The organism is Reichenbachiella agariperforans, assembly GCF_900142205.1.
Taxonomy (GTDB): Bacteria; Bacteroidota; Bacteroidia; order Cytophagales; family Cyclobacteriaceae; genus Reichenbachiella; species Reichenbachiella agariperforans.
Genome location: NZ_FRAA01000008.1, coordinates 124308 through 149799 on the forward strand (window position 1 = coordinate 124308; position 25492 = coordinate 149799).

Consider the following 25492-nt stretch of genomic DNA (forward strand, 5'->3'; position numbering starts at 1 on the left):
AAATACTTACAAACTATTATTTCTTAATAAATCAACGAAAACCTACTCCCCTTCTTGGTACTGTTTAGGAGAATGCCCGTAGTATTTGCTAAATAATCGAGAGAAATACTTGGGGTCATTGTAGCCTACAGCGTACGCGACTTCTGAGACATTGAGTTCTTGTGTTTTGAGCAATTCCTTCGATTTCTTCATTCGAAAATGATTGATAAACTCAGAAGCAGATTGGTTGGTGAGAGCGCTTAGTTTTTTGTGCAGCAAACTGCGACTGATACCCAGAGAGGTCACTAGATCTTTGGAGCTGAAATCAGAGTTAGACATTTGCTCTTCCACGACGGTAATGGCTTGCTCTAGAAATTTTTGATCTTTAGTATTTTGTGTCAAGGCAGCAGGGCGTACATCTTCCTCTGTTGCAAATTGCTCTCGGAGTTTTCTACGAGACTCGATGAGGTTGGAGATACGTGCCTCTAGCAATTCGAAGTTGAAAGGCTTGGGCAGGTAGTCATCTGCGCCGATCTGCAGCCCTTCGATCTGATTCTCTACGGAGGACTTGGCTGTGAGCAGTACCACAGGGATGTGGCTCGTACTAAAGTTGTTTTTGATAGAAGTACAAAGTTCAAACCCATCCATCTTGGGCATCATGACATCACTGACGATCAAGTCTGGGTTGTACTGCTCCGCAAACTCCATCCCTGTCAGTCCGTTGCCTGCTTCGACGATGTTGTACTTTTCGCTCAATCGCAATGATATGAATTTTCTCAAATCCAAGTTATCCTCCACGACGAGAACAGTTCTACGTTGTTCATCGATCACCAAATTTTCAGAAACCAGGGGTTCGTCTTCCCGAATCACGAGTTCGTTCTTCAATATTTCGATTTGCGACTGAATATTAGGTGCTCCTCCATCCACCTGATCTGCGTCATGCGCCAAGGCGCGTAGACATGGGAACTGAACCTCAAATACCGATCCCTCCCCAAGCTGACTACTTACAAATATCTCTCCGTGGTGTGCCTTGATCAGTTCCTCGGTGATGGCTAGACCGATTCCAGACCCGCCGATCTTAAAGGCATTTTCGGACTCTATACGATAAAACCGCTTGAAAATCAACGGAAGATTCTCTTCGCTAATCCCCGATCCAGAATCTGTGATTTTGACACTGATGATCTCCTGATCTGCGGCATTGTACTCCTCATCCAACGTCAATTTACTCTCCTCCAGAGATGGATTGCTAATCACCATTTTGACCTTACCACCATTCAGAGTGTACTTAAATGCATTGGAGAGTAGGTTGTACAGCATGTTCTCGATTTTCTGTACATCGAACCACACCTCACTCGGCATCTCCCCTACTTCGTGGCTAAAATCAATGCTTTTGATCTCAGCCAAAGGCTCAAAAGCTTCAAAGATTTGGATACAAAACCCTTTGATATCTCCTCGACTCACTTTCAACTCTGCTTTGCCTTGCTCAATTTTTCTAAAATCCATGATTTCATTGATGAGATGTAGCAGACGCTTGGCATTGCGGTTGATGACGTCTAGGTTATTCTTCACGTCCTCTCCAAAACTATAGTGTGACATCAGCCGCTCCAAAGGACCGATAATCAGTGTCAGCGGTGTACGAAACTCATGGGAAATATTCGTAAAAAAGCTCAAGCGAAGCTGGCTCACGAGCTTCAGCTTGTTATTAAGCTCCAGTAACTCATCACGCCTATCTCCGATCTCCTTGTTCTTGCTTTCTAACTCTTGATTCTGTCCCTCGATGTATTTCTGTTTGTCCTCTAGCGACTCGTTGGTCTTTTTCAACTGGATGGATTGATAGGTCAATGCCTCCTTCTGACGATTGATCTCCTCGGTACGTTCTCTCACTTGCTGTTCCAGTACTGCCCTTTGTCGCTTGAGACTGTAGACACGGTAGCGGATATAGCCCAAAATCACAGATGCTATGATGGCTACCAAAAGCAACTGAAACCAAGTCGTCTGCCAATACGGCGGCCGAATGCGGATTTTCAACTCTGTGGGTATATCATTGTATATACCATTAGGACCTGCTGCCTTGACCTTGAATATATACTCTCCTGGTTTCAAGTTAGTGTAGCTCGCAAAATGTCTTTTCGAACCGATGTGGTTCCACTGCTGATCGAACCCATCGAGATAGTAGGCAAAGGTGATCACATCCGAATCCAAAAAATTGAAGGTGGAAAACTCAAATGACACAATTTTTTCCTTGTAGGACAGCTCAATACTTTTGGCATTGGAGAGCAATCCTTCACTGACGACCACTCCGTTGTAACTATGATTAGGCACGACAGATTGATCCAGTAATTTCAAGTCAGTGATGACCACATGCGGTTGATCGATCTCATCACTGATCCAATCTGGATGCAGTGCATCCACTCCATTCATCCCTCCAAAATAGAACTTCCCCTCCTCGTTTTTGTACGAAGAAGACCAATAGTACTGGTTGTTGAGCAAACCATCCGATACATAGAAGTTTCGAGAAGTCTCGGTCTCTGGATCGAAGCGACTCAACCCATAGTCCGTACTGAGCCAGAGTGAGTGGTCCCCTGCCTCCTCTATCCCAAAAATGATGTTGTTGCTCAGGCCAGATCGTGTATCGTATCGTTTGATGATTTTAGACCTTCCCTCAAGGGTTATCTTATTGATGCCCTGACCGTAGGTCCCTACCCACATATTGCCTTGGTAGTCCTCTATGAGTGAAATCACATAGTTGCCACTAATCGAATTGGTGTTTTGACTCTCATGCTGAAATATTTGAATGCTTTCGTTGGGCCGCAATGGGTCGAGTTGAAACAACCCCTCCCGAGTACCTACCCAGACTTTCTCCCTAGAATCCAATGCCAAACATCCTACTCCACTAATCGCCACCTTTTGATTCACTGGTTGGATTTGTATCATCTCCCTTTTGGCCCTGTCCAATCGATAAAGCCCTCCCAAAGTACCAATCCATACATAGCCCCAATTGTCCTCTATGATCGAGGAAATGAATGCATTACTACCCATGCCATACACTTCATTCATCCGTAGGAATGGGGCTTCCATCTGACCTTTTGGTAGGATATTTATGCCTTGACCCCACGTACCTACCCAGAGCTCTCCGTTCTTCATTCGGTAAATTTTGGTCACAAAATCACTCGAAATTGCCCCATGATCGGTAGACGAAATCTTGAAATGCTTAAAGAATTTTGTTTTCTTATTCATCCGATTGAGGCCTCCACCAGCAGTACCTATCCATACGTGTTTGTCCCCCTCATAAATCGAATTGACAGTGCTGTGACTCAAGCTATTCGGGTTTCCAATCTCAAACTTGATTTGCTCAAAACTATTTTGACGAGCATTGATGATATTGACCCCTCCACGTTCGGTCCCGATCCATACATTGTCCTCCGTATCGACCAGTAGACAATTCAAAAAATCATTGTTGAGACTGAAATTATCCGAAGGGTTGTTGCGGTAATTGCTAAACTCATCGGTCTTCACATTCAATACCGACAACCCACCCAAAGTGGCTATATAGAGTTGATTTCCGCTCTCAGCTAGATCCAGCACCGAGTTGTGAAGCAAACTATTGGAGTCATCTGCTTGACTATAATAGCGCACAAAACCATCAGTGACAGGATCATAGCGATTGACTCCTATCTCCGTAGCTATCCAAAGCTGTCCATCACGCGTCAATAAAATATCCAATATCAGGTTGGCTGTGATACTCGCTCCATCCATCGGATCATACTGATACGTCTGATCCAGTTGGAGCCCCTGCCCCAATCGGTAAAGCGCCGAGTCCGTCCCTACCCATAGTGCCTCTTTGGTATCATGTGTTATAGCATTGACCACTGTCCCCCTCAATTCACCTCTACCGTCTAGTTGGAGGTGCTGAAGAAGTTTTACTTCCCCTTGATTATCTTTGATTTCTAAGGATGTCAGTCCCTCACTAGACCCTATATATAGGATACTATCCATGGTATGAAGAGAGTGAACAGCAGCGACCTTGGGTAGGTCATAAGAAGAGAGATCAGTATAGCGAAAGGTCTTGCTATCATACAGATAGACATACAATCCCTTACTCGTACCGACCCAGATGTTGCCAAAATGATCCTCTAGAAGTGCATAGACAAAATTATTCCCAAGGGTAGATTCAACATTGGCCTGACTATCAAAAGTTTCAAAACTATACCCATCATACTTGCAGAGACCGTTCCATGTCCCTAGCCAGATATAGCCTTGACTGTCTTGGAGCATGCAGTCAACCATATTTTGCGCCAAACCATTGGCGGTCGTGAGATGCTGAAAACGAATGTTTGGTTCGTGACTAGCCCACGACAACCCAACAGCCCAAAGCTGTAAAGCCCATACAAGTATTCGTTTTTTCATCATCTGCTGCTTCGAGTATAGAAAGTCTCTACTCGTTCCTTGCTCAAAAATACAAAAGAAGTGTAAGAACTACACCACAATAAAAAGCTCTTTCAAATTGTAACGAGAGCAATATCCATTTATATGGTGTTTCACGTGTTCAATCCCTTCGATGGAATTGAGCGTATTTATTGACACTCCTGTAAATCAAACATTTTAGTAACTTAGCGTTAAGCTACACACAGAATCTTCCCTGATAATATGAATCAGTAGGTAGCAAAGACTTACACTATTCTAAACCGTGATTATGAACAGAACAGCCTATTTGGTCATCTTGTGTATACTTTTTTCACTTCGCACTATTGGTCAAGGACTAAAAATAAACGAGCAGGGGTATTTTGAAAAACCGGGATTGAATATCACAGTATTTAGCGATATCTACCCTGATGGACACCAAACAGGTGTGACTATTATCCAGCATGGTAATCGAGTGGCTGCCAACGGTGACCTTAGATTGGAAGCATCTCCCGGACAATGGTCACCAGTACCCAAGGGAGGGCATATAAAAATTGACGAAGACAATCAGCGCATTACACAGCGACTTTGGTATCCAGATTCGTCCAAAAACCGAACAGGGTTCAATCCGATTCTCTACCCAGACCTCACATTTGCCTATGAGGTGGAAGTAAAGGCATTGGAAGGCAATAGCTTTCAAGTGGCTGTTCATCTGGACGAGGCGCTCCCCGAAGAGTGGATCGGAAAAGTCCACTTCAATTTCGAACTTTTTCCTGGTGATTTATTTGGCAAATCTTGGCTCATGGATCAACAAACGGGACAGTTTCCCATTCAACCCAATGGCCCAATCATCGAGCAAAACGACACCAACATTTCACTCCCCATGGCCAAAGGACAGCGCCTGACCGTCGCACCAGAAAGCGATCTACAGCGCATTCGCTTTCAGTCCCAGAGTGGAATACTACAACTACGTGACGGACGCTCCAACCACAACAACGGCTGGTTCATCATCAATGAAGCCGTACCCTCAGGCACTACTCAAAATGCCATCGTATGGATCATCACTCCCAATACTGTAGAGGACTGGGTGTATCAGCCAGTCATCCAAGTATCTCAGCTGGGCTATCACCCTGATCAGGAAAAAAGAGCAGTGATCGAACTGGACAAAAGAAGCACTGCGCCGCAAACAGCACGACTCTACCGAATAGGTCAGGAAGGTAAATCACTTGTCAAAGAGGTTAATCCTGAAAACTGGGGAGAATTTCTTCGCTACCAATATCGTATTTTTGATTTTTCGGAGATAAAGGAAGCTGGTTTGTACACGGTACAATTCGGAGCGCAAGAAACCCATGCTTTCCAAATCAGCAAAGAACTCTATGACCGCAATATCTGGCAACCTGTACTGGAATACTACCTACCCGTACAAATGTGCCACATGCGGGTCAACGAAAAATATCGGGTATGGCACGACTACTGTCACCTAGACGATGCACGCATGGCCCCCGTTAACACCAATCATTTCGATGGTTATATTCAGGAAACTTCCACACTCACAGAGTATAAATCAGGAGAGATCGTACCTGCACTCAACCAAGGCGGATGGCACGATGCAGGTGACTATGACCTGCGCGTAGAGTCTCAAATCGGCACGATCCGTAACCTCGCTTGGATGATCGAGGAATTTGGTATCAACTATGATGCTACCATGGTTGACCCCTACAATCAACTGGTCGAAATCCACCAGCCTGATGGCAAATCAGATGCCTTGCAACAAATAGAACATGGACTCCATAGCGTATTAGCAGGATATCGGTCACTCGGCAGACTCTATCGTGGGATCATCTGTCCTACACTCCGTCAGTATGTGATGCTCGGAGATGCCAGTGCAATGACAGACAATTTATTTTATGATCCAGCACTCGCCAAAGGAGATCGAACAGCACGTAACTCTTCTTTGTCAGATGATCGCTGGGTGTTTACCGAGGAGAACCCTAGACGAGAACTCCATGTCATTAGTGGCTTGGCGGCTGCCAGTAGAGTACTCGCAGGCTATAACGATGACCTAGCTACAGAATCTCTGGTCGCAGCGGAGGCATTGTATGACTTGATCCCAGATGACACCTCTCTCGCTACTGCCAAAAGTATTGCCCTCTCGGAATTGATACTGAGCACTGGAAAGAGAAAATACATCGACGAATTACTTACACTGCAACCTCAAATAGTAAAAAATATCGAGAAATGCGGCTGGGCTATAGGCCGTGTCATGGATCAGGCAAATGACCGAAAATTTAGAAAAGCAATAGATGGTGCGGTCCAAACCTATCATAATCAATTGAAAACAGCACAAAAAGCAGACTCGCCCTACGGCGTCCCCTACACCCCTAACATCTGGGGAGCTGGTTGGTCCATCCAGCGCTTTGGTGTCGAGCAATACTTCTTTTACAAGGGTTGGCCAGAGATCTGTACTCCTGACTTTACACTCAACTCCCTCAACTTTGTACTCGGGGTACACCCAGGGATCAATACTTCTTCGTTTGCCTCTGGGGTAGGATCAAAATCGGTCACTGTAGCGTATGGAGTGAATCGTGCGGATTGGTCCTTTATCCCTGGAGGAGTAGCCTCGGGTACGGCACTAATCCGACCGGATCTACCAGAACTGAAAGTATGGCCATTTTTCTGGCAGCAGACCGAGTATGTCATGGGAGGAGGATCAACAGACTATATGTTTTTGGTGTTGGCTGTACAGGACATTCTTAAAAACTAAACGACTAAAGCATGATAGCTCCCTAAGTTTACTTTTACCCAAATCGATACGGGATGAGCCTTTGTCATTCTAACTCGTACTTTTTGATAACGAGATATTTAAGCAGACCTGTGCCTGCATTTTTAATACCATGCATGGACTGTGATGGACAATATAGACTCGTATGCGAGCCTACGATTCGTGTTTCTCCGTCAAGAAAGAACTCAGCGGTTCCTTCCAGCACGTAAAAAAACTCATCTTCCGAATGCTGATGAGGTGCATGTGTAGACATACCCAGCTCAACTACACTTAATTTTAACGTGTTGCCTTCGGCAAAACTCTTGTCTGCAAACCAATACTGGTATCCACTTTTGGTCTCTACAGATCGTGTTGTATCCAACGTGTTGACACAGTTGTCCATAGTATACTCTTGAGCATGAGCATAAAATATCATCCCCATACTCAATACTGTTAATGCTAATTTCCTTTTCATATCTAAAGTCTCATTCAAGATTAAAATTCCATAACTGATGCTGCCATCAATATGGCACAGTACCCATGAGGGTGTTGCTTTTCCGATTCAGATGGACAAGACACTGGCCTAACTTTGACATACTCATCCAAATTGTCTTTGATCCCCATACCTGGGTTAAAAGAATTGATTTGAGGTAGTCCATCTGGGTTAGTTGAAATATATGTCTGCATGCTATTCCATGCTTGGTTTACAACTCCTTCATATGAGGTGTCTAACCACCCTTTATCCATTCCTTTTTTCAGTGCATAAATAACCATACCTGACCCACTGGTCTCAATATAATTACCGAATGCAGATGGGTGATTGACCATCTGATACCAGAGACCTTGCTGGTTTTGGGTCTCCTTGATCCCAACAGACAGCTGCTGAAACAAGTACAGTATGTTTTGGTAATCGGAATGTGTAGCTGGCAAATCATCCAAGATATCTACTAGCGCCATAGAAAACCACCCTACACTCCTACTCCACACCTCAGTGGACGTCCCAATAGCGTTTGACCAAGATTTGTTTTTGGCATAATTCCACCCATGATACGGCAAATGACTCTCGATATTGAAAGAACGAGACGCAATCAGTAGCGTTTGAAATGTGGCTACATCTAAACTCTCTGCGTCATCAAACATCTGACCATACTTGACTAAGAAAGGATTGGACATGTATGCTCCATCCACTGTCATTACCTGCTCGTAGTGATCGTTATTTTTATGCCAATACCCTCCATCAGGTGTTTTCTGAAAAACAGAAGGATGATCAACCGTACCGATCAAAAAATCTCTCATCTGTTGAGCTGCGACTTGGTATCGCTCCTCTCCCGTCTCTTGGTACAGAAACAGGCACAACACTCCCGGATGTATCCCGTCCAACTCAGTCTTCAGTCCTCGTACCTCTCCTTCACTCGAAACAAAATCATCAACAAAAGACTGGATGTATTGGACATAGGTCTTATCTCCCGTGTGTGCATAAATCTTCTCCATGCCATGCAGAATGATGCTATTGGCATGATCCCAGTCTTTGCCCGTCATGGCATTGATATTGGGCTGATAACGGCTAATGATGGCATCACTGAAATCAACGCCCCATTGGGTCCTCTGCCCAAACACTGGCACAATAACTCCACACAGTACTAATACCATTATAGCTTTCATCATCACTTTTTAACTTAATCCCGGATTAAAAAAGGTCTCCATTCTACGAACAGAGACCCCACTTTACAAACTCCAACAAACATTGGATTTCTTTCTAGTCAACACCTGTACGGTTTCAGTTCTGAACTTAAAAAGCCAGTTGAACAGTCACAGGTTCTTTCAACCTTTCAATTTTCTCTTTGAGATATGTACTAAATGCCTCTTTGGTTTTGATACCATTTTGCTCTTGCTCCCATGCGCCCAAGAGATAGTAGCTAAATTTCTTAGTCGTTGGTTTGAATACCACCAAATGATCATAGTCCGATACTTTGACATAATCCACGTCCTTGACATGGTAGATGATTGCTAGGCCTAGATTGTCCCCAGCCAGGCTTTGCTCTCCATAGGTAGCGATGTATGCCCAGCCGTTTGTACCTACGAGTGATTCCATTTTCTCTGCTTTAGGATGCTTCACGAGCCCCGTACAAAACCCTTCTACCGCCTTACTCAACTGTATCTGGTGCTCTACGGCTCGGTCACCCGTCTCTATGCGCAACGTCGAAGAGAGATCAGTAGTCGATGCAGAAGTCGTCCATCCATAATACCTCGTATCTATCTGCGACCCTAGGTACCCGTCAGTCGTAATCTCACACGTCACCGAATCAGTCTGTTTGAAATGCTCCACGGCACCACCTATGTACTGCCCAATAGAACCTACGCCGAGTGACTTTCCCGCTTTGAGTATATCCATACCCCATGGTGATGGCTCGTGATAGGAGTCAAATCCATCTTGACCGACGGTTTGCAAAACCAAGGTATCGACTTTTTTCCCGAAGATATCGATGGCATTTCGCCAGTCTAGATAAAAGCGATAGCCCAGCTGCTCATTTTCCCACCCTGGTCCTTCGTAGCGAATAAAATAGGAATGATCCGTATGTGCATCAGGTACTCTCAATTGTTGCACACGTTCAAAACCAGTTTTGTCATCGTATTTTCTACCGTTCCATGTACCTCCCGTTCCGATAGATAGCTCTGCTTGTGTTTTTTTGGGCAGATCAGTACCTGATATCAAATCCTTGTTCAGATCAATCGAAACAGTCTGTTTAGGTGCTAATTGAGCACGAACGGCTAGTTGATCCACCGTGCCATTCTCATCCTGATCCAAAGCCTCTACCCATGTATCAGCCGTCTGATACATCCCTGGTTTCATCTTTGCCATTTTAGCCTGTTGATCTATTGATAGTGTCAAGGTGACCACCTCTTCTCTAGATACGTCCAGTGGGTTAGTCAATACTAAGGTATTTGCCTCCTCATTCGTCGCTCCTTTAGAAGCACAGCCATATACGATAGCTACTCCACAAGCCAACACTAACATCTGACTCCAAACTGATTTTTCTCTCCTATTCATGCTCTAATTCTTATCATCCCTTAGCGGGACTTATGTTTCTACATCCTGTAAAACTAACTTGCTACACGCCGTATCGATATTCAATAATTAACATTTGACTTGCAGCTGCTGTGGTACAGTCTACTTTTCGAACATTTGATACAAAAAATCTACAATCCAATCCGTGGTAGGGTCTAGCCATGGATCAAACAACCAAAACGTATGTGGGGTATCTGCAATCTGATGTACTTCGGTATAAATATCGAAAGCAGACAACTGTGCAATCAGGTCGTCTTGTCCTGCATGAAAGCGTGGCGTAGAACTATTGATAAACAAACAAGGTGGATCTTCTGCAGAGGCATGATTAAGTGCAGATGCCTCTTCCCAAATCGCTGGAACTTCTTCATAACTACCTCCTAGCCATAGTCCTGCCACTCGACCCTCAGCTGACTCTGGATGGTGAAACGCCAGTACACCATCCATATCTATCATCGCCTGTACCTTATCACTCGCTGGACAGTCATTCACAGACTCATATAGACTGTCCATAGCAGTCAATCCTACCAATGCTGCCAATTGCCCCCCAGCCGAACATCCCAAAATCGCAACCTGCGAACTATCAATTGCATACGTGTTGGACTGCATTTTGAGCCAGCGAATCGCAAATTTAATATCATGAACTGCTGCTGGATAAACCGCCTCGGGAGACAGACGGTACGAAACCGTAGCTGCCACAAAACCCGCACCGGCCAAACGACTTGCTAAAGGATGCAGGTGATCGCGTGTACCAGATACCCAACCTCCACCATGCACCATCACGACCAACGGATGCTTGGCGGCAGTATCTTTGGGATAGAAAATATCTAGTGCTAGATCACGTGCCCCAATCGACCGATAGACGACTCCTTCCTCCATTCGAACAGAAGAAAGTGTCTTGGCAATTTCGATCTGAGGGAACTTCTTTTTGTACTTGGTATAGGCACTATTGACAGTGTAGGATGTATCTCTAGGATAACCCTGACCCCATGTCGTCAATACCCCCAAAAGTAAAAGTCCCACCGTAATCAATACAGCAGGACTAACACATTTACTAAAATTAATGAATTGCACTATCTACTAGTTTTCGAAAGGCCCTAAATCTGGTGCAGTACCATTAAATGGCAGACTAACATCTGTACCTGCATCGATCAGCGCACTTGTTGATTTCAATTTCATAAAAGCTACATCAGGCAAACTGCCATCTGCTTGCCTCGCACTAGACAACCAATCTATGTCTAGACTCTCATAATCGTCCGCACTGGCTACACTGGTATCCCAACTGTTGTGTGAGATATCCTTACTAGCTGCACTGATACTCCCCACGCTACCGACTACTACACTGTTCTTAATCGTCAGACTCGCAAGACTATTGGTTGAGCTAAAATTGTAGTTGGTTCCATTGTCATAAGCACCTGCATTGTAGATAATGACTGCTCCGCGATTGCTATTATGATCAAACCCATCGTGTGTATTACCTACAGCGATACAGTTGCTATAGACCGCATGGTGCTTCAAGTCTTTGCCATCACTACCACCCGTTTTGAAGCCATTGCCGTCTCCTGCTCCTTCTGTGCCATCTTTTAGAAAGCCGTTTTTGAAAGCCCAGCAGTTTTCGTAAGTCGTCTTCACATTGTCATTGTCTCTGAGGTAGCCATCCCAGCCATCATCTAAATTTTGCCACGCACGACAGCCTACGAACTTGTTTCCAGACCCTACGGTCAGTTTGGCTGCAAAACCATCTGCATTCTCCAAACTAGAGTCCGCATTGAAGTACGAATCACAGTTGAGAATCAAGTTATCCGACGCACCACCATCGAGCTGTAACCCCGTGTCAGAATTTTCATAGAAAGCACAAAACTCTATGATATTTTTGCTGCCTTTGACTTGCATCCCGTTGTCTCCTGCTCCTTTGATATCAAACCCCTTGAAGTGCCAGTAGTCTCCTTCCAACAAAATCCCTTGGTTGGACGAGCCTTCGCTCATCTGAGAGTAGTCCAATACTGGTCGTTCAGTAGCTTCTGGATCAGCCTTTACAATGATCATTTTTTCTTCCGTACCAGAGTCCTTGATTCTGATACGAGACGACATATCATAAGTCCCCCCAGCCAATAGAATCATATCTCCTGGCTCCACTGCATCAAATGCTGCTTCCAACTCAGCCTGCGTCGATACATTGATGGTATTGCCCATCTCTGCTGCGACACTCGTGATATTAAGCGTAACCTTCCCTTCTACTGTACCTTGATCTGCTGCCACAGCGGTTACAATCACTTGACCATTCTGCTTGGCAGTCAAGACTCCTTGTGAAGAGACTTCCGCTACCTGAGTATCAGAGACAGACCAAGTCAAACTTTGGTCATCCGCATCCTCTGGCAGGATCGTCACAGCAATCTCCCTAACCAAATCAGTAGTCAAATCCTCCGCACTCAAGACCACTTCCTCCACATAGATCGCTTCTACTACCCCGTCTCCATCACCAGTATCTGAACCTTCGTCTTCACTACATGACAACATGGATACAAAAAAAACTCCTAGTATATATAACACCCTTTTCTTCACGCTACGTTCTCCTCTCAATGTACTAATTAATTTAATTCGACAGATTTTAAATCTACTTCCGAACCGATATTCACTTCCGCTTTGTCAATATGCGAGTTCGCTAAGACAAAATTCTTAGTTTCCTCTCCATAGATATTGATCGAAGGACCTTCCAGCTCTCTTACTTCTAAGCCTGTCATCTGTAATCCAGACGTATTGAAAGTCGTCAACCCAGCTCCCTTTTGCTGTTTGATCGTCACATTCGTGAAAACGATATCATCCGCATCAATCATCGTTATTCCTCTTTCTCCTTCCAGCATCACATTTTCCAACTGGATGTTTTTGAGTTTCATCTCAGGCAAACCTTGAAAAAACGCTGCTACGCCAGAACCTGTAGAGGTTACATTCTTGATGTAGATATCTCTAAACGACGGAGTGGTACGCGTCACCGCTACTTCTTTGGCCTTGGCCATGTCTTTGCCCACTGATCCATCAGACGCCACTGGAGATTCTCCTCCATAAAACAAATTGAAACGAATTGCCTCCGCTCCTATATCTACCATATTGATCTCAGAGATGTAAATCTGCTCTACCACTCCACCTCTACCTCTCGTACTCTTGAAGCGCAACCCACAGTCCGTACCTATGAATGTACAATGCGACACGTGAACATTTTTGACTCCACCAGACATCTCACTCCCTACGACGAATCCACCATGACCGTGGTAGACAATGTTGTCCCTCACGATGACATTCTCAGTAGGAATATTTCTTTTCAGCCCATCTTCGTCCTTGCCTGACTTGAAACAGATCGCATCGTCTCCAACATCAAAGCTATTGTTGTAAATCAGGACGTTTTTGCAAGACTCCAGATCCAGACCATCACCATTTTGTGAATACCATGGATTGCGAATCGTCAGGTTACGCAGAATCACATTCTCACACATGATAGGGTGTAGGTTCCATGCGGGAGAATTTTGGAAAGTAGGACCATCAAACAGTACTTTATTGCTACTTATGATGTTGACCATCACGGGGCGCAAGAAGTCTTTCACCTCTTCGAACTCAGCTAATGAATTGAGATCAGGCACGTTAAAATTGCCCGCTGTATCTCCTTTCTTAGATTTTTCACTCGGATACCATGTTTGCTCGTCATCACTAGTGACACCTCCAGATTTGACAAATTTCCTCCACTGCGCCTCGGTAAGTTTGCTACGCTTCACGGGTCTCCATGAATCCCCTGATCCGTCAAATACTCCCCCTCCTGTGATCGCCACATTGGTCAAGTTTTTACCGTTGATGGGGGATGTACATCTGAACGTTTCTAACCCTTCGAAACTCGTCGCGACGATAGGATATAGATCAAAATCAGTACTAAAAAGTACCAAAGCACCGTCTTCGGTATTCAAGTTCACATTGCTCTGCAACTTGATCGGACCGGTGAGCCAAATTCCTTTAGGGATAACTACTTTTCCTCCTCCATTTTGAGACACCTCTAAGATCGCTTGATTGATAGCTTCCGAATTTTCGGTCAGACCGTCTCCTACCGCACCATACTCCTCTATACTCACCGTGTAGTCTGGAAAGGAAGGTTCTTCCACTTTGGGCATATCAAACTCTAGGCCGTCATACAAAAACGCCGTCTCGTCGACCGTCTCTACCGCTACCGTAGCATTGGGCTGGCACGCCTGCATACCGAGTGCTGCTATCAATACTACCCCTACAATTCTTTTCATGTCTATTTTCATATTCACTGTATTAAATCTCTTTCTTAAGGCTCTACTGTTGTTTGTTCGTTGGGATTCCACCCACCGAGGACTGTCACTACATCATACTTCTGCACCTCCGACGGACTCAGCTGATGTGACCAAGCGACACGCTCATCGGGTGCTGCTCCTGACCCTCTAGACTCGTACTCGGCATAGTATGCGGTTGATTCCGCATTGGGTTTGTCCCAATTGTGCCATCCCTCTGGTACAATGTGCTCGTCCATCGTACATCCGATATATACCGTCTGTGCATAATCTCTCCAAGGCCGTCCCAAATAGACCGATCCCTTGGGTGCATCTCCTGATAATCTACAGTTGAGGAAGACAAAACCATACGCAGAGGATTCTACTGTACTCGCCGCTGTAATGTATCTCCCTCCCGTCTTCGAGTATATCTCACATTGCTCGAAAACTGCTGTAGACCAACCGAATATGTAATCTGTTGTCCCTTCGATGTAGCAGTTCTTGTAGTACTGCCTCGAATTTTTTCCGTGTGGGTAGAGCGTATCTTGGTAGCCCAAGAACCTACAGCCCACAAATGCCACTCGGTCTCCATCGACCCGTACTGCCACTGCCTGCCCTACGGGTCCAGACGAATTCTCAAACGTGAGATTCTCCGCTCTGAAACCATCGCCATAAACATAAAAACTAGATGACCCTGACGTACCGATGCGTTCTCCGAATCGGTTGAGCTTGTCCGCAAAATCGTCGTAGGTCAACACCGTCTCTTTCACAGACTCACCGATGAGTGTGACGTTGGTCTTAGAACCTGCCAAGACCAATTTCTCTTTGTACACCCCTTTTTTAATCAAAATACGTGTCTCTGCTTTTCGGATATCCGGCACGGCATCCAGTGCAGCTTGTACGGTCGTATAATCCCCCGAGCCATCCAGCGCCACGACGAAATCATACTGATCCGCCTGCGCACTCGCTCCCAAGGTGCTACCAATCCAAAACAACGCTATGATAAGAGGCAATCGCATGTTACAGTTCTGTATTGAGGTTTTCGTATAGCAAGGCTGCCATGATGAATGGCCCTATGCCTTTCGGGTCGTTGTCTCGAATCTCTTCGCCCACATAGTACTCGAAAGAAGCATCTCTATAAGGATCTCCACCCAATCCTGCTACACCACATACTTTGGTCAGACTGACTGTCCCATCAGCATTTTCTATCACATAGTCGTTAAGCATCCCTTCGTAGGCCTTTTTGGCATTCGCCAAATACGCTTGATCGATGTATTCATATTTGACAGCCTTTAGTAGAGCGTAGGCAAACATGCTCGTGCATGATGTTTCGAGGTAGTTGCCTTCACGATCGCCCTGATCCAACACCTGCCACCACAGCCCTGACGCATCTTGGTAGGTCACCAAACCCTCTACGAGTTTATTGAGAATGTCTATCACCTCGTATCGTCTCGGATGATTGGCCGGGATGTAATCCAGTACATCTACCAAAGCCATCGCATACCAACCCATCGCTCGTCCCCAAAAGTGTGGAGAAACGCCCGTCTCAGGATTGGACCATTTTTGTTCTCTGCTCTCATCCCATCCGTGGTAGTAGAGTTTTTTGTCTTGGTCATAGGTGTACTTGTCTACCAATGTGATCTGATGGATCACTTCGTCAAACAAAGCAGGTTCGTCAAACGCCGCACCGTACTGAGCCAAAAAAGGTGAGCCCATGTACAATCCATCCAACCACATCTGATAGGGGTATCTTTTCTTGTGCCAAAACCCACCTTCCGAGGTACGCGGGTGACCGTTCATTTGATCTCTTAGCGTATCGATCGCCTTGAGGTACTTTGGTTTTTGATCGAGTTTGTACACCTCCATCAATACTTTACCTGGATTGATTCGGTCGATATTGAAATCTCTTTTTTTGTAGGTCTTGATACTCCCGTCTTCGTTGATCATCGAGTCCAAAAAGTACTTGGCATAGTCTAGGTATTTCTCCTTGCCTGTTGACTCGTATACTTGTACCATCGCAGAGCATACCAAACCGTTGGTATACTCCCATTTGGGTTTCTCCCGAAAATCCAACAACCGAGGGTCAGGATTGCGCTGCATCTCCGAGTCCGCCATACGTACAGACATGGGAGCCTCATTGCTTTCGGTCACGGTTTCCTGCTTCTCTTTACCAGTCGTCGTACAAGCCGCCAGTAGTACGGATAGAATATAGATGTATGTTTTGGTTACCCTCATTTGTTCGTCTTTTTAGCCAATAGAAATTCGAAATAATACTCGATGTTGGTATAATCACTACCCAAGTCGTACGCTTGATGATCCTTTGGATCTTTAGGATCTAGCCCATTCTCCTTTTCCCATCGATCACTCATACCGTCTTGATCTTTGTCTTTTGGTGCTTTGCCTCCGACCAATACGGGCCAGTTGCCTACATCGCTCTGTGTATCGATGATCCCATTGGACTCCTTACCATACGTAGCAGTACCCTCGGAGACCTCTGTCACGATGCGTTGATCCAAGACATCTCGTCTATGGCTCGCCCCTGCCTGTGCCAGCACAAGTGCCAACGCTTCGTCCGCAGACTGCGTAGTGACTCCCGCTACATCGATAGGTTCAGTGAGTAGGCCCTCGACAGGAAAATCCCCCTTGACACCCAAACTGTTGTCAGCGGTAATATCATCTTGCCCCAAGATCCTGTTGCCTGACAAGTAAAATGTTCCGTAAGGAGCGAAAGGTTCTACGATAATCCTTGCTTTTTTGCCTTGCGTAGCTGGACCAGGTTTGTAGTAGTTGCCGATCATGTTGTGGTTACCCTCTTCGCCACCATAAGCACTGTTGGCCTTCCAGTTGTAGATGACGTTGTTGCGAAAGTCCACTATTTCTTCTTCGGGTACCTTGTGATAGCGCGCCCCACAGAATCTTGGATTTCGGCTCTTGTGATGTGCCAATAGGTTGTGATGAAAGGAAGCTTTTTTCCCTCCCCAGATTCCGCCATAGCCATGCTCACCTTTTTTATGCACCGAGTTGTTGAGACTCTCGCTGATGATGCACCACTGCAACGTAAAGTTCTCATTGTCATAGAAGGTGGCCGTCTCATCCGTTCCCCAGCTGAATGTACAGTGATCGAGTATGATGTCCTTCTTTCGGGTGATACTGATGGCGTCATCCTGCTCAGCAGCCAAATCCCCCATACGCACGCGGATGTAGCGTATGATGACATTCGATGCGCTGACCTTGAGAGCATAGTTTTGCAAGCAGATGCCTTCTCCTGGTGCGGTCTGCCCAGCGATGGTGACATTGCCACTGTTGATTTTCAATTCTGACTCTAAGACGATGTTGCCACTGACTGCAAATACAATCGTTCTTGGCCCTTTGGTCTCGATGGCTTCACGCAAAGTACCTGCTCCACTGTCTGCCAAACTGGTCACAATGAGCACTTGTCCACCTCTGCCCCCTGTCGTGTACTGACCATAGCCCTCCGCGCTCGGGAATGCCAAAGTCTGCGCTTGCAATCCTATTGAAAAGAAGGTACAAACTACCGCAAGGCAAATTTGAATGTGCTTGAATGAAATAGACAATATAGACTTTTGGTCTAGCATTAATTATTTGTTTTTAGGTTCTCAGCCTTCAAATATTTCACAAAGGGAAAGCCCTGATTTTTCATTTCTTTGATGGCCAGTTGAGCCATCTGTTGTGCCCCATATTTGGAGAAATGTGTATCGTCCTGTTTGCCCTCTGGCTTGTAAGAAGACTCCCCCGGCTCTAGCCAGAGATATAGTTCTTTTGATTTTGGGTCTCCCATACTCGCGACGAGTTGCTCGGAATACCACTGCATGTCCACGAATGGCACGTCTAGCTCGATGGCCAGCTGTCTCATCACATAAGGATACACGCCGTGTGTGTCGATGAGAACACCTTCTTCATTGAATTTTCGTCTGACGATCGAACTAAATAATACTGGTTTTGCTCCCAAAGCGTGTGCTTCAGTCACATAGGTCTTGAGGTTGTTGCGGTAGCCGGTATACGGGTTCGTATAGCGTTCGGCATCTTTGCTTTTTTGGTCGTTGTGACCGAATTGAATGAAGACATAGTCTCCGGATTTGATTTGTGCTTTCACACGGTCCCACTTTCCTTCTTCGATGAAGCTCTTGGTACTACGACCATTCACCGCATGGTTGACCACTGTCACTGCTGAGTCAAAATAACTCGGCAGCACTTGCCCCCATCCGTGTTCTGGATTGAGTTCTGGATCCTTTTTGTCTGCCATCGTCGAGTCTCCCACCAAATGAAGCGTGTAGGATTCCTGCTGATGACATCCACTCATCCATATCGTGAGAAGAAAAATCAGAAAATATTTCAACATTGATGTTGTCAAAAAATGAAATTGAGAGAAGAATACAACCAAGGTGACAAGCACCCTGGTTGTATGTATTCTAAATTTTAGTTGAGGTCTTGGTAAACCACTTTGAAGTCCATGACATAGTAGTCACCTTTCATTGTGCTACTTTCTGGGTTTTCCTTCACTTCTCTCAATCTCACTAGGCACTGTGCTCCCCATTGAGTTTCGAAGTAAATAACTCTTCCTCCTACGATATCGACATTGGAAGAACCATCTGCTAAACCTCTGATATCAGTATCTCTTGTACTCGCACCTTCGTCTGTCAAGGTCATAGCCATGATATCATCTTTGGTAGCTGCATCAAAGAATGCTTCGTCTCCTCTATCCAACACAGAGAAAGTGGTAGTATTCAGGTTCAATTCACCATTAATCTCGCTTAGTTTGAATTTATCTCCATTCTGACTTGATGGTGAGTAGAATCTAACTTTTGGCGTAGTATTGTCTGCATTGGTGATCATGAAGTCAATGCCCATACCGTCAGGATCTGCAGTGATAGTCGCCATGTCATAGACCTTTCCGTCAGTTAATGCAATGCCTATTCCATTTCCAGCAGTTTTTCTCTTGTCTGTACCATGTAGCTCTTTACCAATATACTCATAGTACAAGAATACTGGAGAAGCTACTACTGATACCGTTAGTGTGTTCGTCGTTACATTTCCTCTATCGTCCGTCACGGCTACTTCTAGAGCAGTCATTCCCATTTCGAAAGTAAAAACTTCTGAGATGTCATAAGAAGACTTATCTGCTCCTGACAAAGTCACCGTTTTGGTATCACCTCGTACGTCACCTGAAATAAGTGTGTAATCCACTTGAGATAAGATGTCTTTTGCTGAGGTTACGTTTCCTGTCAACGTACCTGTAGCCTCTACAGACAAATCAATGATGAACTCGGTCACATCCAAAGCCAAAACAGGGCCACCTTTGACATTGATCTTACGAGACTCCTCTACGATATCACCACTCTCGTTTTCAGCAGTAGCGATCAATGTAGTCATGCCCAAGGCATAATCAGGCTGTACGTCGAAATCATACGAACGTGCATTTCCGTCGAAGCTCGTCGCTTCGTCTATCATGATACGGCCCTGATCAGAATCAACACTAATCGTCACTTTCACTAGATTCGACTCAGATGATATATGACCTGAGAAACCCGCTTGTGCCTCTACATCCAAATCTACTGGTGCGTAATCCACTGGATTTTGATCGATACTGATCGTGATAGACGCATCACTACCTGCATCGTCTTCGTTACATGCGAATATTACCAAAGTCAATAGTATCGCAAACAAATAATTTATCTTTCTAAACATAATTCTTCTATTTTGATGATACAGATTACTTAGAATAAGCAGGGTTTTGCTTATAATCTGGATTTTGGTTCAAATCCAACGCTGACTGAGGAATAGGTCTCAAAATCTTCTGAGTACTATTGTTTCCTGTAAAGTTAGTCGTCTCTACCTGAGGGTTGTGAGCAGATGCTCTCTCTACGAGTTTACCTGTTCTCTTGAGATCAAACCATCTCTTGTATTCTCCCATCAACTCTCTACCTCTCTCGTCAAGGATATCGTCAAGGTCAAGGGCTGTCATATCAGCCACATTTGCTCTTGAGCGCACTTCGTTGATTCTGTCTAGTGCAGTAGGCTCATTGTTAGCTCCTAGGTAAGCTTCAGCAGCCACCAAGTAAGTCTCAGCCAATCTAGAAACCACTACGTCTCTTGTACTCGTGTAAGCATCGTTTCCGGCAGACGCAAATCGTGAAGTAGGATCATCGAATTTCTTTACGATGATGGTAGCATAGTTACCAGAGATATCTCCACCTTCTGGATCATAAGTTCCATATTTATGATATCTAAAGTTCGCCAACTCATCTGTAGACAAAGCACTTACGTATGCTGTACTATCCACAGTCGTGTACCATGCTGGTGCATAGAAATGAACTACATCTAAAGTCGAGTGATCTGCTACATCAAAGTAATCAAAGTATCTCGCGTACACTTCTGTCATGAAAGTTGCCTCCCAACGCTCATCTCCTTGCTCGAAAAGATCCAAGGCGAATCTCGTTGGACACAAGTTGTATGACTTGTAAGGTGCATCTCCTGCTACCTCTGTTCCTCCTGTGTACGAACCAAAGAAATTTTGCTGTTGGTTACCTAACTCTGTAGGTGCTGTACTGATACTCGCTGCGTCAAACTGAACAGAGAAGATTACTTCCTCGTTCATCTCGTTACCTGGTGTCCATAATTCTTCGAACGATAGGTTTAACGTTTGTGATCCTATCGCTGCATCCGCATAAGAAGCCGCTTTAGAGAAATCATCACTGGCTGCAAAATCCTCATAGGCTCTAGTCAAGTGAACCTTTGCTAACATATCCTGAACTGCTCTTTCAGTCACTCGACCTGCAAAACCATCTTTAGATACTGTAATCAATGCCTCTTCTAAATCCTGAATGATCAAATCATACACCGCAGAAGCCTCTGCTCTATCAAATTCAGTGACAGCTTCATCTACTAACTCAGTGATCAAGGCTACACCTCCATAAGATTGAACCAACAAAAAGTAAGCATTGGCTCTGATAAACTTCATTTCACCGACATACTGATCTAAGTTATCAGTAGGTGCAGTCAATGTAGCATAGTGCAGAGCAGTGTTTGCACGTTGCACAGCCACATAAGCTTTCAAGTAAATAAAGTCTACTCCTTCAGCAGCACCATTTAGCTGCGTATAGCCTGCCAACCCTACTGGTGACTGGTTTCTACCATCTGTGTACAAATCCGTACCAGAAGCAAACATCCATGGATCTTGACCATACAGTGATCTCATCGAAGAATAACTCGCATTGATCAATGATTCATACCCCTCCTCTGTGAGGTAAAACTCCTCTGCAGTGACATTAGACTTGTTTTCTTCTTCTAGGAAACTCTCGCACCCCACTAGAAAGATCAATGCCAATGTTATTATTGAAAATATATTTTTCATCTTTCCTTATTTTAAAATTTCAAATTAAGTCCCAACTGTGTGATGACATTACTCACCCCACCAGTGCTAAATGAAGCCGTAGCCCACTCAGGATCAAACCCAGTGTAGTCTGTGAAAGTAAATGGATTCAATACGTTGACATATACTCTCAACTGCTGAACTCTCAATTTTTCCAGTACGCTGCTCGGCAAAGAATAACCCAAAGAAATGTTGTTCACTTTAACATACGAGGCGTCTTTGTAGTAGCCTACGCCTGCACCTGATTGGTTCCAGTAAGTACCTTCGTTACGCGCTTGTGGGTAAGTGTTAGAAGGTCTTGGTGTCAAGCCTACATTGTTGGCAGGGACATAAAAATCGATATCCAATTTCTGACGACCTCTATCTCCTACATTTTCAAAGTTCTCGTGGAACCTACTATATGCCAGCACGCCTTGTACCGTGGATAGTGTAAAATTGAAATCAAACCCACCTACTTTTAGAGTAGAGACCAAACCACCCGTCCAGTCTGGATTAGACGACCCTAGAATCATTCTATCATCATCTGGATCAATTTTGCCATCGTTGTTTACATCTACAACTTTCGCTTGGCCTTCTGCTTGGTCATATAGCTCCGCTAACTCTGCTTCGTCTGCTTGCCATACACCATCGAACTGGTAGTTATAATAAGCATCAAAAGACTCACCGATGAAGAACCCATTTCCTACATCGTCATTTTCGCTTTGTCCATAAATAGACTCTACTACATTGACATTTTTACTAAAAGTAAATGTAGTCTCCCAAGTAATCAAATCAGTTTCTACATTGGTAGTAGTCAACATTAACTCGACTCCTTTATTTCTCATAGAACCTACATTGGCCCATATTTTTTCGTACCCAGTCTCCAAAGGCAAAGTTTGCTCCATCAACATACCGTCATGTAGTCTATCATAAACATCAACAGAACCTCTTAATCTTCGCTGTAGCAACGCAAAATCTAACCCTATATTTAACTCTGTCATAGTCTCCCATGTCAAGGCTTTGTTTGCGATGTTATTCGCTACCCAGCCATTCGCAGTAGAACCATTGTAGTCATAGTATGTTGGCTGAGTCAAAGTGTTGACAGAAGAATAAGTAGGCACATTATTATTACCTGCAGTACCATATCCTACTCTTAATTTCAAATCATCTATTTCTGAAATCCCATTCAAGAATGCTTCATTGCTCAATCTCCAAGCCACTGCTACTGATGGAAAAGATGTCCACTGGTGGCCTTCTGCAAGAATAGAAGACCCATCCCATCTATTGGTCACAGTCAAAAGATACTTGTCATTGTAAGCATAGTTCAAACGCAACGCATAAGAAAGCAATTGACTCTTGCTAAAGCTGTTACCTAAGTTGTAGCTTGATTGCAAACCAGACCCTACATTATAAAACCCTGTCTCAAACGGCTGATTGTTCGAAGACATATTCGATCTATCTGTTTGAGTCACAAAAACACTCTGCAGTCCCATCAAATTGATATTGTGCTTACCGTATTCTTTAGTGAAGTTCACTTGATTGTCCCAGGTATAATTGAAGTTTTGATAACTCTCTAACTCAGAAGAAGCCAAATCATTATTTTTAGAACCATCATTGGTCAATACTCCAGAAAACTTACCTCTACTGTAAGATTTCAACCCTCCAGAAAAACTAGACTTCAGCATCAGCCACTCTACTGGCTTGTACTGTAGGTACATGTTACCAATGGTGTTCCACTGGCTCTGTAGATCACTAGAGTTAGCAATCTCCAACAGTGGATTGTATGTACTCGTTTTGTTGATTACATAGTTGCCATCCACATCCGTCAACTTACCTGGCAGTGGAAACAACTCACTTGTTTCAGCACCATTCTCATCTATGGCATACGGATGCAAGAAAGGGTTCAAACGGAAGGCCTCCTGCATCGCATATCGGCTACCTCTTTGCGTCTCTGTCTTCGCTAATGTAAACGCCGCTCCTACTTTGAATTTATCATTGATCTCTTGATCGATGTTGGATCTCAATGTAAACTTCTCTAATCCTTCGTTCTCAATGTTACCTGTTTCTTTTTGGTAACCTGCACCGATCGTATAAGATGACCCACCGTTTCTGTGTGCGATAGACACGTAGTTATTAGACTGCATACCAGGCTGCAATACTGCATCGTACCAATCAAATCCATCCAAATTCTGTACTCGCTCTCTCAATACTGAGTTAGAGCTCGTCGGATATACTTTGTCATAATACTCATCAGGTGTTAGATCGTCATACCCACTCGTAGTGGCCATGTAAGCAGACAAGTGATAATCATTCCAATCACTATAGCTCATCATCTCTGGCAAACGCGCTGGATTTTTAAATCCATAAAATGCATCATAGCTTACTGTCGTGCCGCTCGGTACACTAGATCCACCTTTGGTTTTGATCATCACAACTCCATTAGCTCCTCTAGAACCATAAATAGCTGAAGAAGAAGCATCTTTTAGGATATCTAGTTTTGCAATATCCTGTGGGTTCAAGAAGTCAATATCTTCTACAATCACACCATCTACCACATAAAGAGGGGAACCTCCAGTAAACGAGCCTTGCCCTCTAACCACTACATCGAAACTATCTCCTACTCTACCAGTAGAATTACTCACTTGGACACCAGGTGCGGCTCCTTGCAGCGCTTGAATAGGGTTTGTCACCCCTCTACCTGTAATCTCTTCAGCACTTACTCCAGTAATAGACCCTGTTAAATCCTTCTTCTTTTGTGTACCATAACCTACAATAACCACTTCGGTCAACGTCTCTGCGTCAACTTCTAGTCCAACGTCAATAGTAGATCGTCCGTTGATACCTACAGTCTTCGTAGTATAGCCGATGTAGCTAACGACAAGATTAGTCGTACCCTCTGGCACTGACAGTTTGTAGTTCCCATCAAAGTCAGTCACTGTACCGGCAGATGTACCTTCTGCTAAAATGGTTGCGCCAGGAAGTCCTTCTCCTAAATCACCTACCACCTTACCACTTATCTGTGTCTGGGCAAACGAGGCGAAACTCATGAAGAGTAAACCTATTAATCCCAGCTGAACTCTTCCCAATTGTCTCAGGAATGATCCAAATAGTAATTCTTTAATCATACTTAGTCTTTTAAATATTAGAAATGATTGAACAAACCATCACTCACTTCATTGTAATTAGTCTTTTGTGCAAATGAGCGATATCCCAAAAGTGACTATTCAAGATTTATTCGGCTATTCAAAAATTAACACTTGATCAGCAATAATCTTTTGACACTTTCCCAACCTCGCTTCTTCAAAAACCCTCATAAATCAACGCATTACACGTTTTAATCACAACATGAAGAATAAAAGTGAATTCATGCACCTATGCGAAAAGCAAATAAATTAGCTATTAAAATAGACTGAATAGGAAAGCATACATATAAATCCTCCCCCCTCAATAAATATTTGCTAAACAGCACTTTTGGTCTATTAACTACAAAATAACGGTAGAAATGTGCCTCCCAGACATAACATTTGTCTCCGATACGGTAATAGAATGTATACTGATTAACCATCACGCAACGAAAAATCAAGCGCTATGCTAACCCTACCCGTTCAGAAAATGTCCTTAACCAGAACGAAAAGCAACATACC

Annotated in this window: 15 protein-coding genes; 1 reads left to right on the forward strand and 14 read right to left on the reverse strand. The window is 44.3% G+C overall.

The window, feature by feature from the left end:
* Positions 1 to 42: 42 nt before the first annotated feature.
* Positions 43 to 4389, reverse strand: a complete 4347-nt coding sequence (locus BUB99_RS17335) for a two-component regulator propeller domain-containing protein (protein WP_084190629.1) — start codon at positions 4387 to 4389, stop codon at positions 43 to 45.
* 283 nt (positions 4390 to 4672) lie between these two features.
* Between BUB99_RS17335 and BUB99_RS17340 the strand changes: the two genes are divergently transcribed.
* Positions 4673 to 7144: a glycoside hydrolase family 9 protein gene (locus tag BUB99_RS17340; RefSeq protein WP_073124651.1), complete on the forward strand. Its 2472-nt coding sequence runs from the start codon at positions 4673 to 4675 to the stop codon at positions 7142 to 7144.
* 64 nt (positions 7145 to 7208) lie between these two features.
* Here BUB99_RS17340 and BUB99_RS17345 read toward each other — a convergent pair whose 3' ends face one another.
* The 13 genes from BUB99_RS17345 to BUB99_RS17405 form a co-directional block, all read right to left on the reverse strand.
* Entirely contained in the window at positions 7209 to 7616 is a 408-nt protein-coding gene (locus tag BUB99_RS17345; protein WP_073124739.1) for a cupin domain-containing protein, read from the reverse strand.
* 20 nt (positions 7617 to 7636) lie between these two features.
* Entirely contained in the window at positions 7637 to 8806 is a 1170-nt protein-coding gene (locus BUB99_RS17350) for a glycoside hydrolase family 88/105 protein (protein WP_221407526.1), read from the reverse strand.
* Between the two features lie 124 nt (positions 8807 to 8930).
* Positions 8931 to 10190 carry a DUF4861 family protein gene (locus BUB99_RS17355; RefSeq protein ID WP_139281079.1) on the reverse strand — a complete coding sequence of 420 codons (1260 nt, stop codon included), beginning with the start codon at positions 10188 to 10190 and terminating at the stop codon, positions 8931 to 8933.
* Positions 10191 to 10310: 120 nt separating this feature from the next.
* The gene (locus BUB99_RS17360) at positions 10311 to 11279 is read right to left on the reverse strand and encodes an alpha/beta hydrolase (RefSeq protein ID WP_245816872.1); all 969 of its coding nucleotides are present in this window, start codon (positions 11277 to 11279) and stop codon (positions 10311 to 10313) included.
* 6 nt (positions 11280 to 11285) lie between these two features.
* Positions 11286 to 12722 carry a right-handed parallel beta-helix repeat-containing protein gene (locus BUB99_RS17365; protein ID WP_073124653.1) on the reverse strand — a complete coding sequence of 479 codons (1437 nt, stop codon included), beginning with the start codon at positions 12720 to 12722 and terminating at the stop codon, positions 11286 to 11288.
* Between the two features lie 71 nt (positions 12723 to 12793).
* Entirely contained in the window at positions 12794 to 14494 is a 1701-nt protein-coding gene (locus BUB99_RS17370; protein ID WP_073124655.1) for a glycoside hydrolase family 28 protein, read from the reverse strand.
* 23 nt (positions 14495 to 14517) lie between these two features.
* Positions 14518 to 15498, reverse strand: a complete 981-nt coding sequence (locus BUB99_RS17375; RefSeq protein ID WP_073124657.1) for a pectinesterase family protein — start codon at positions 15496 to 15498, stop codon at positions 14518 to 14520.
* Position 15499: 1 nt separating this feature from the next.
* Positions 15500 to 16714, reverse strand: coding sequence for a glycoside hydrolase family 88/105 protein (locus BUB99_RS17380; RefSeq protein WP_073124659.1), 1215 nt, complete (start codon positions 16712 to 16714; stop codon positions 15500 to 15502).
* Positions 16711 to 18075 (reverse strand): pectate lyase family protein, encoded by a 1365-nt coding sequence (locus tag BUB99_RS17385; protein ID WP_073124661.1) that lies wholly within the window; start codon positions 18073 to 18075, stop codon positions 16711 to 16713. The genes BUB99_RS17380 and BUB99_RS17385 overlap by 4 nt, the downstream gene beginning before the upstream one ends.
* Positions 18075 to 18839, reverse strand: a complete 765-nt coding sequence (locus tag BUB99_RS17390) for a rhamnogalacturonan acetylesterase (RefSeq protein ID WP_073124663.1) — start codon at positions 18837 to 18839, stop codon at positions 18075 to 18077. The genes BUB99_RS17385 and BUB99_RS17390 overlap by 1 nt, the downstream gene beginning before the upstream one ends.
* Before the next feature lie 77 nt (positions 18840 to 18916).
* Positions 18917 to 20185, reverse strand: coding sequence for a hypothetical protein (locus tag BUB99_RS17395; protein ID WP_073124664.1), 1269 nt, complete (start codon positions 20183 to 20185; stop codon positions 18917 to 18919).
* A 25-nt stretch (positions 20186 to 20210) separates the two neighbouring features.
* On the reverse strand, positions 20211 to 21851 hold the full coding sequence (locus tag BUB99_RS17400; RefSeq protein ID WP_073124666.1) for a RagB/SusD family nutrient uptake outer membrane protein: 1641 nt from the start codon (positions 21849 to 21851) through the stop codon (positions 20211 to 20213).
* 11 nt (positions 21852 to 21862) lie between these two features.
* Positions 21863 to 24973 carry a SusC/RagA family TonB-linked outer membrane protein gene (locus BUB99_RS17405; RefSeq protein ID WP_073124667.1) on the reverse strand — a complete coding sequence of 1037 codons (3111 nt, stop codon included), beginning with the start codon at positions 24971 to 24973 and terminating at the stop codon, positions 21863 to 21865.
* Positions 24974 to 25492: the final 519 nt, after the last annotated feature.

What these genes read in the sequence shown, in the direction of transcription:
- BUB99_RS17335 (WP_084190629.1), bottom strand. Translation starts at nt 4,389, where the DNA reads ATGATGAAAAAACGAATACTTGTATGGGCTTTACAGCTTTGGGCTGTT.
- BUB99_RS17340 (WP_073124651.1), top strand. Translation starts at nt 4,673, where the DNA reads ATGAACAGAACAGCCTATTTGGTCATCTTGTGTATACTTTTTTCACTT.
- BUB99_RS17345 (WP_073124739.1), bottom strand. Translation starts at nt 7,616, where the DNA reads ATGAAAAGGAAATTAGCATTAACAGTATTGAGTATGGGGATGATATTT.
- BUB99_RS17350 (WP_221407526.1), bottom strand. Translation starts at nt 8,806, where the DNA reads ATGATGAAAGCTATAATGGTATTAGTACTGTGTGGAGTTATTGTGCCA.
- BUB99_RS17355 (WP_139281079.1), bottom strand. Translation starts at nt 10,190, where the DNA reads ATGAATAGGAGAGAAAAATCAGTTTGGAGTCAGATGTTAGTGTTGGCT.
- BUB99_RS17365 (WP_073124653.1), bottom strand. Translation starts at nt 12,722, where the DNA reads ATGTTGTCATGTAGTGAAGACGAAGGTTCAGATACTGGTGATGGAGAC.
- BUB99_RS17370 (WP_073124655.1), bottom strand. Translation starts at nt 14,494, where the DNA reads ATGAAAATAGACATGAAAAGAATTGTAGGGGTAGTATTGATAGCAGCA.
- BUB99_RS17375 (WP_073124657.1), bottom strand. Translation starts at nt 15,498, where the DNA reads ATGCGATTGCCTCTTATCATAGCGTTGTTTTGGATTGGTAGCACCTTG.
- BUB99_RS17380 (WP_073124659.1), bottom strand. Translation starts at nt 16,714, where the DNA reads ATGAGGGTAACCAAAACATACATCTATATTCTATCCGTACTACTGGCG.
- BUB99_RS17385 (WP_073124661.1), bottom strand. Translation starts at nt 18,075, where the DNA reads ATGCTAGACCAAAAGTCTATATTGTCTATTTCATTCAAGCACATTCAA.
- BUB99_RS17390 (WP_073124663.1), bottom strand. Translation starts at nt 18,839, where the DNA reads ATGTTGAAATATTTTCTGATTTTTCTTCTCACGATATGGATGAGTGGA.
- BUB99_RS17395 (WP_073124664.1), bottom strand. Translation starts at nt 20,185, where the DNA reads ATGTTTAGAAAGATAAATTATTTGTTTGCGATACTATTGACTTTGGTA.
- BUB99_RS17400 (WP_073124666.1), bottom strand. Translation starts at nt 21,851, where the DNA reads ATGAAAAATATATTTTCAATAATAACATTGGCATTGATCTTTCTAGTG.
- BUB99_RS17405 (WP_073124667.1), bottom strand. Translation starts at nt 24,973, where the DNA reads ATGATTAAAGAATTACTATTTGGATCATTCCTGAGACAATTGGGAAGA.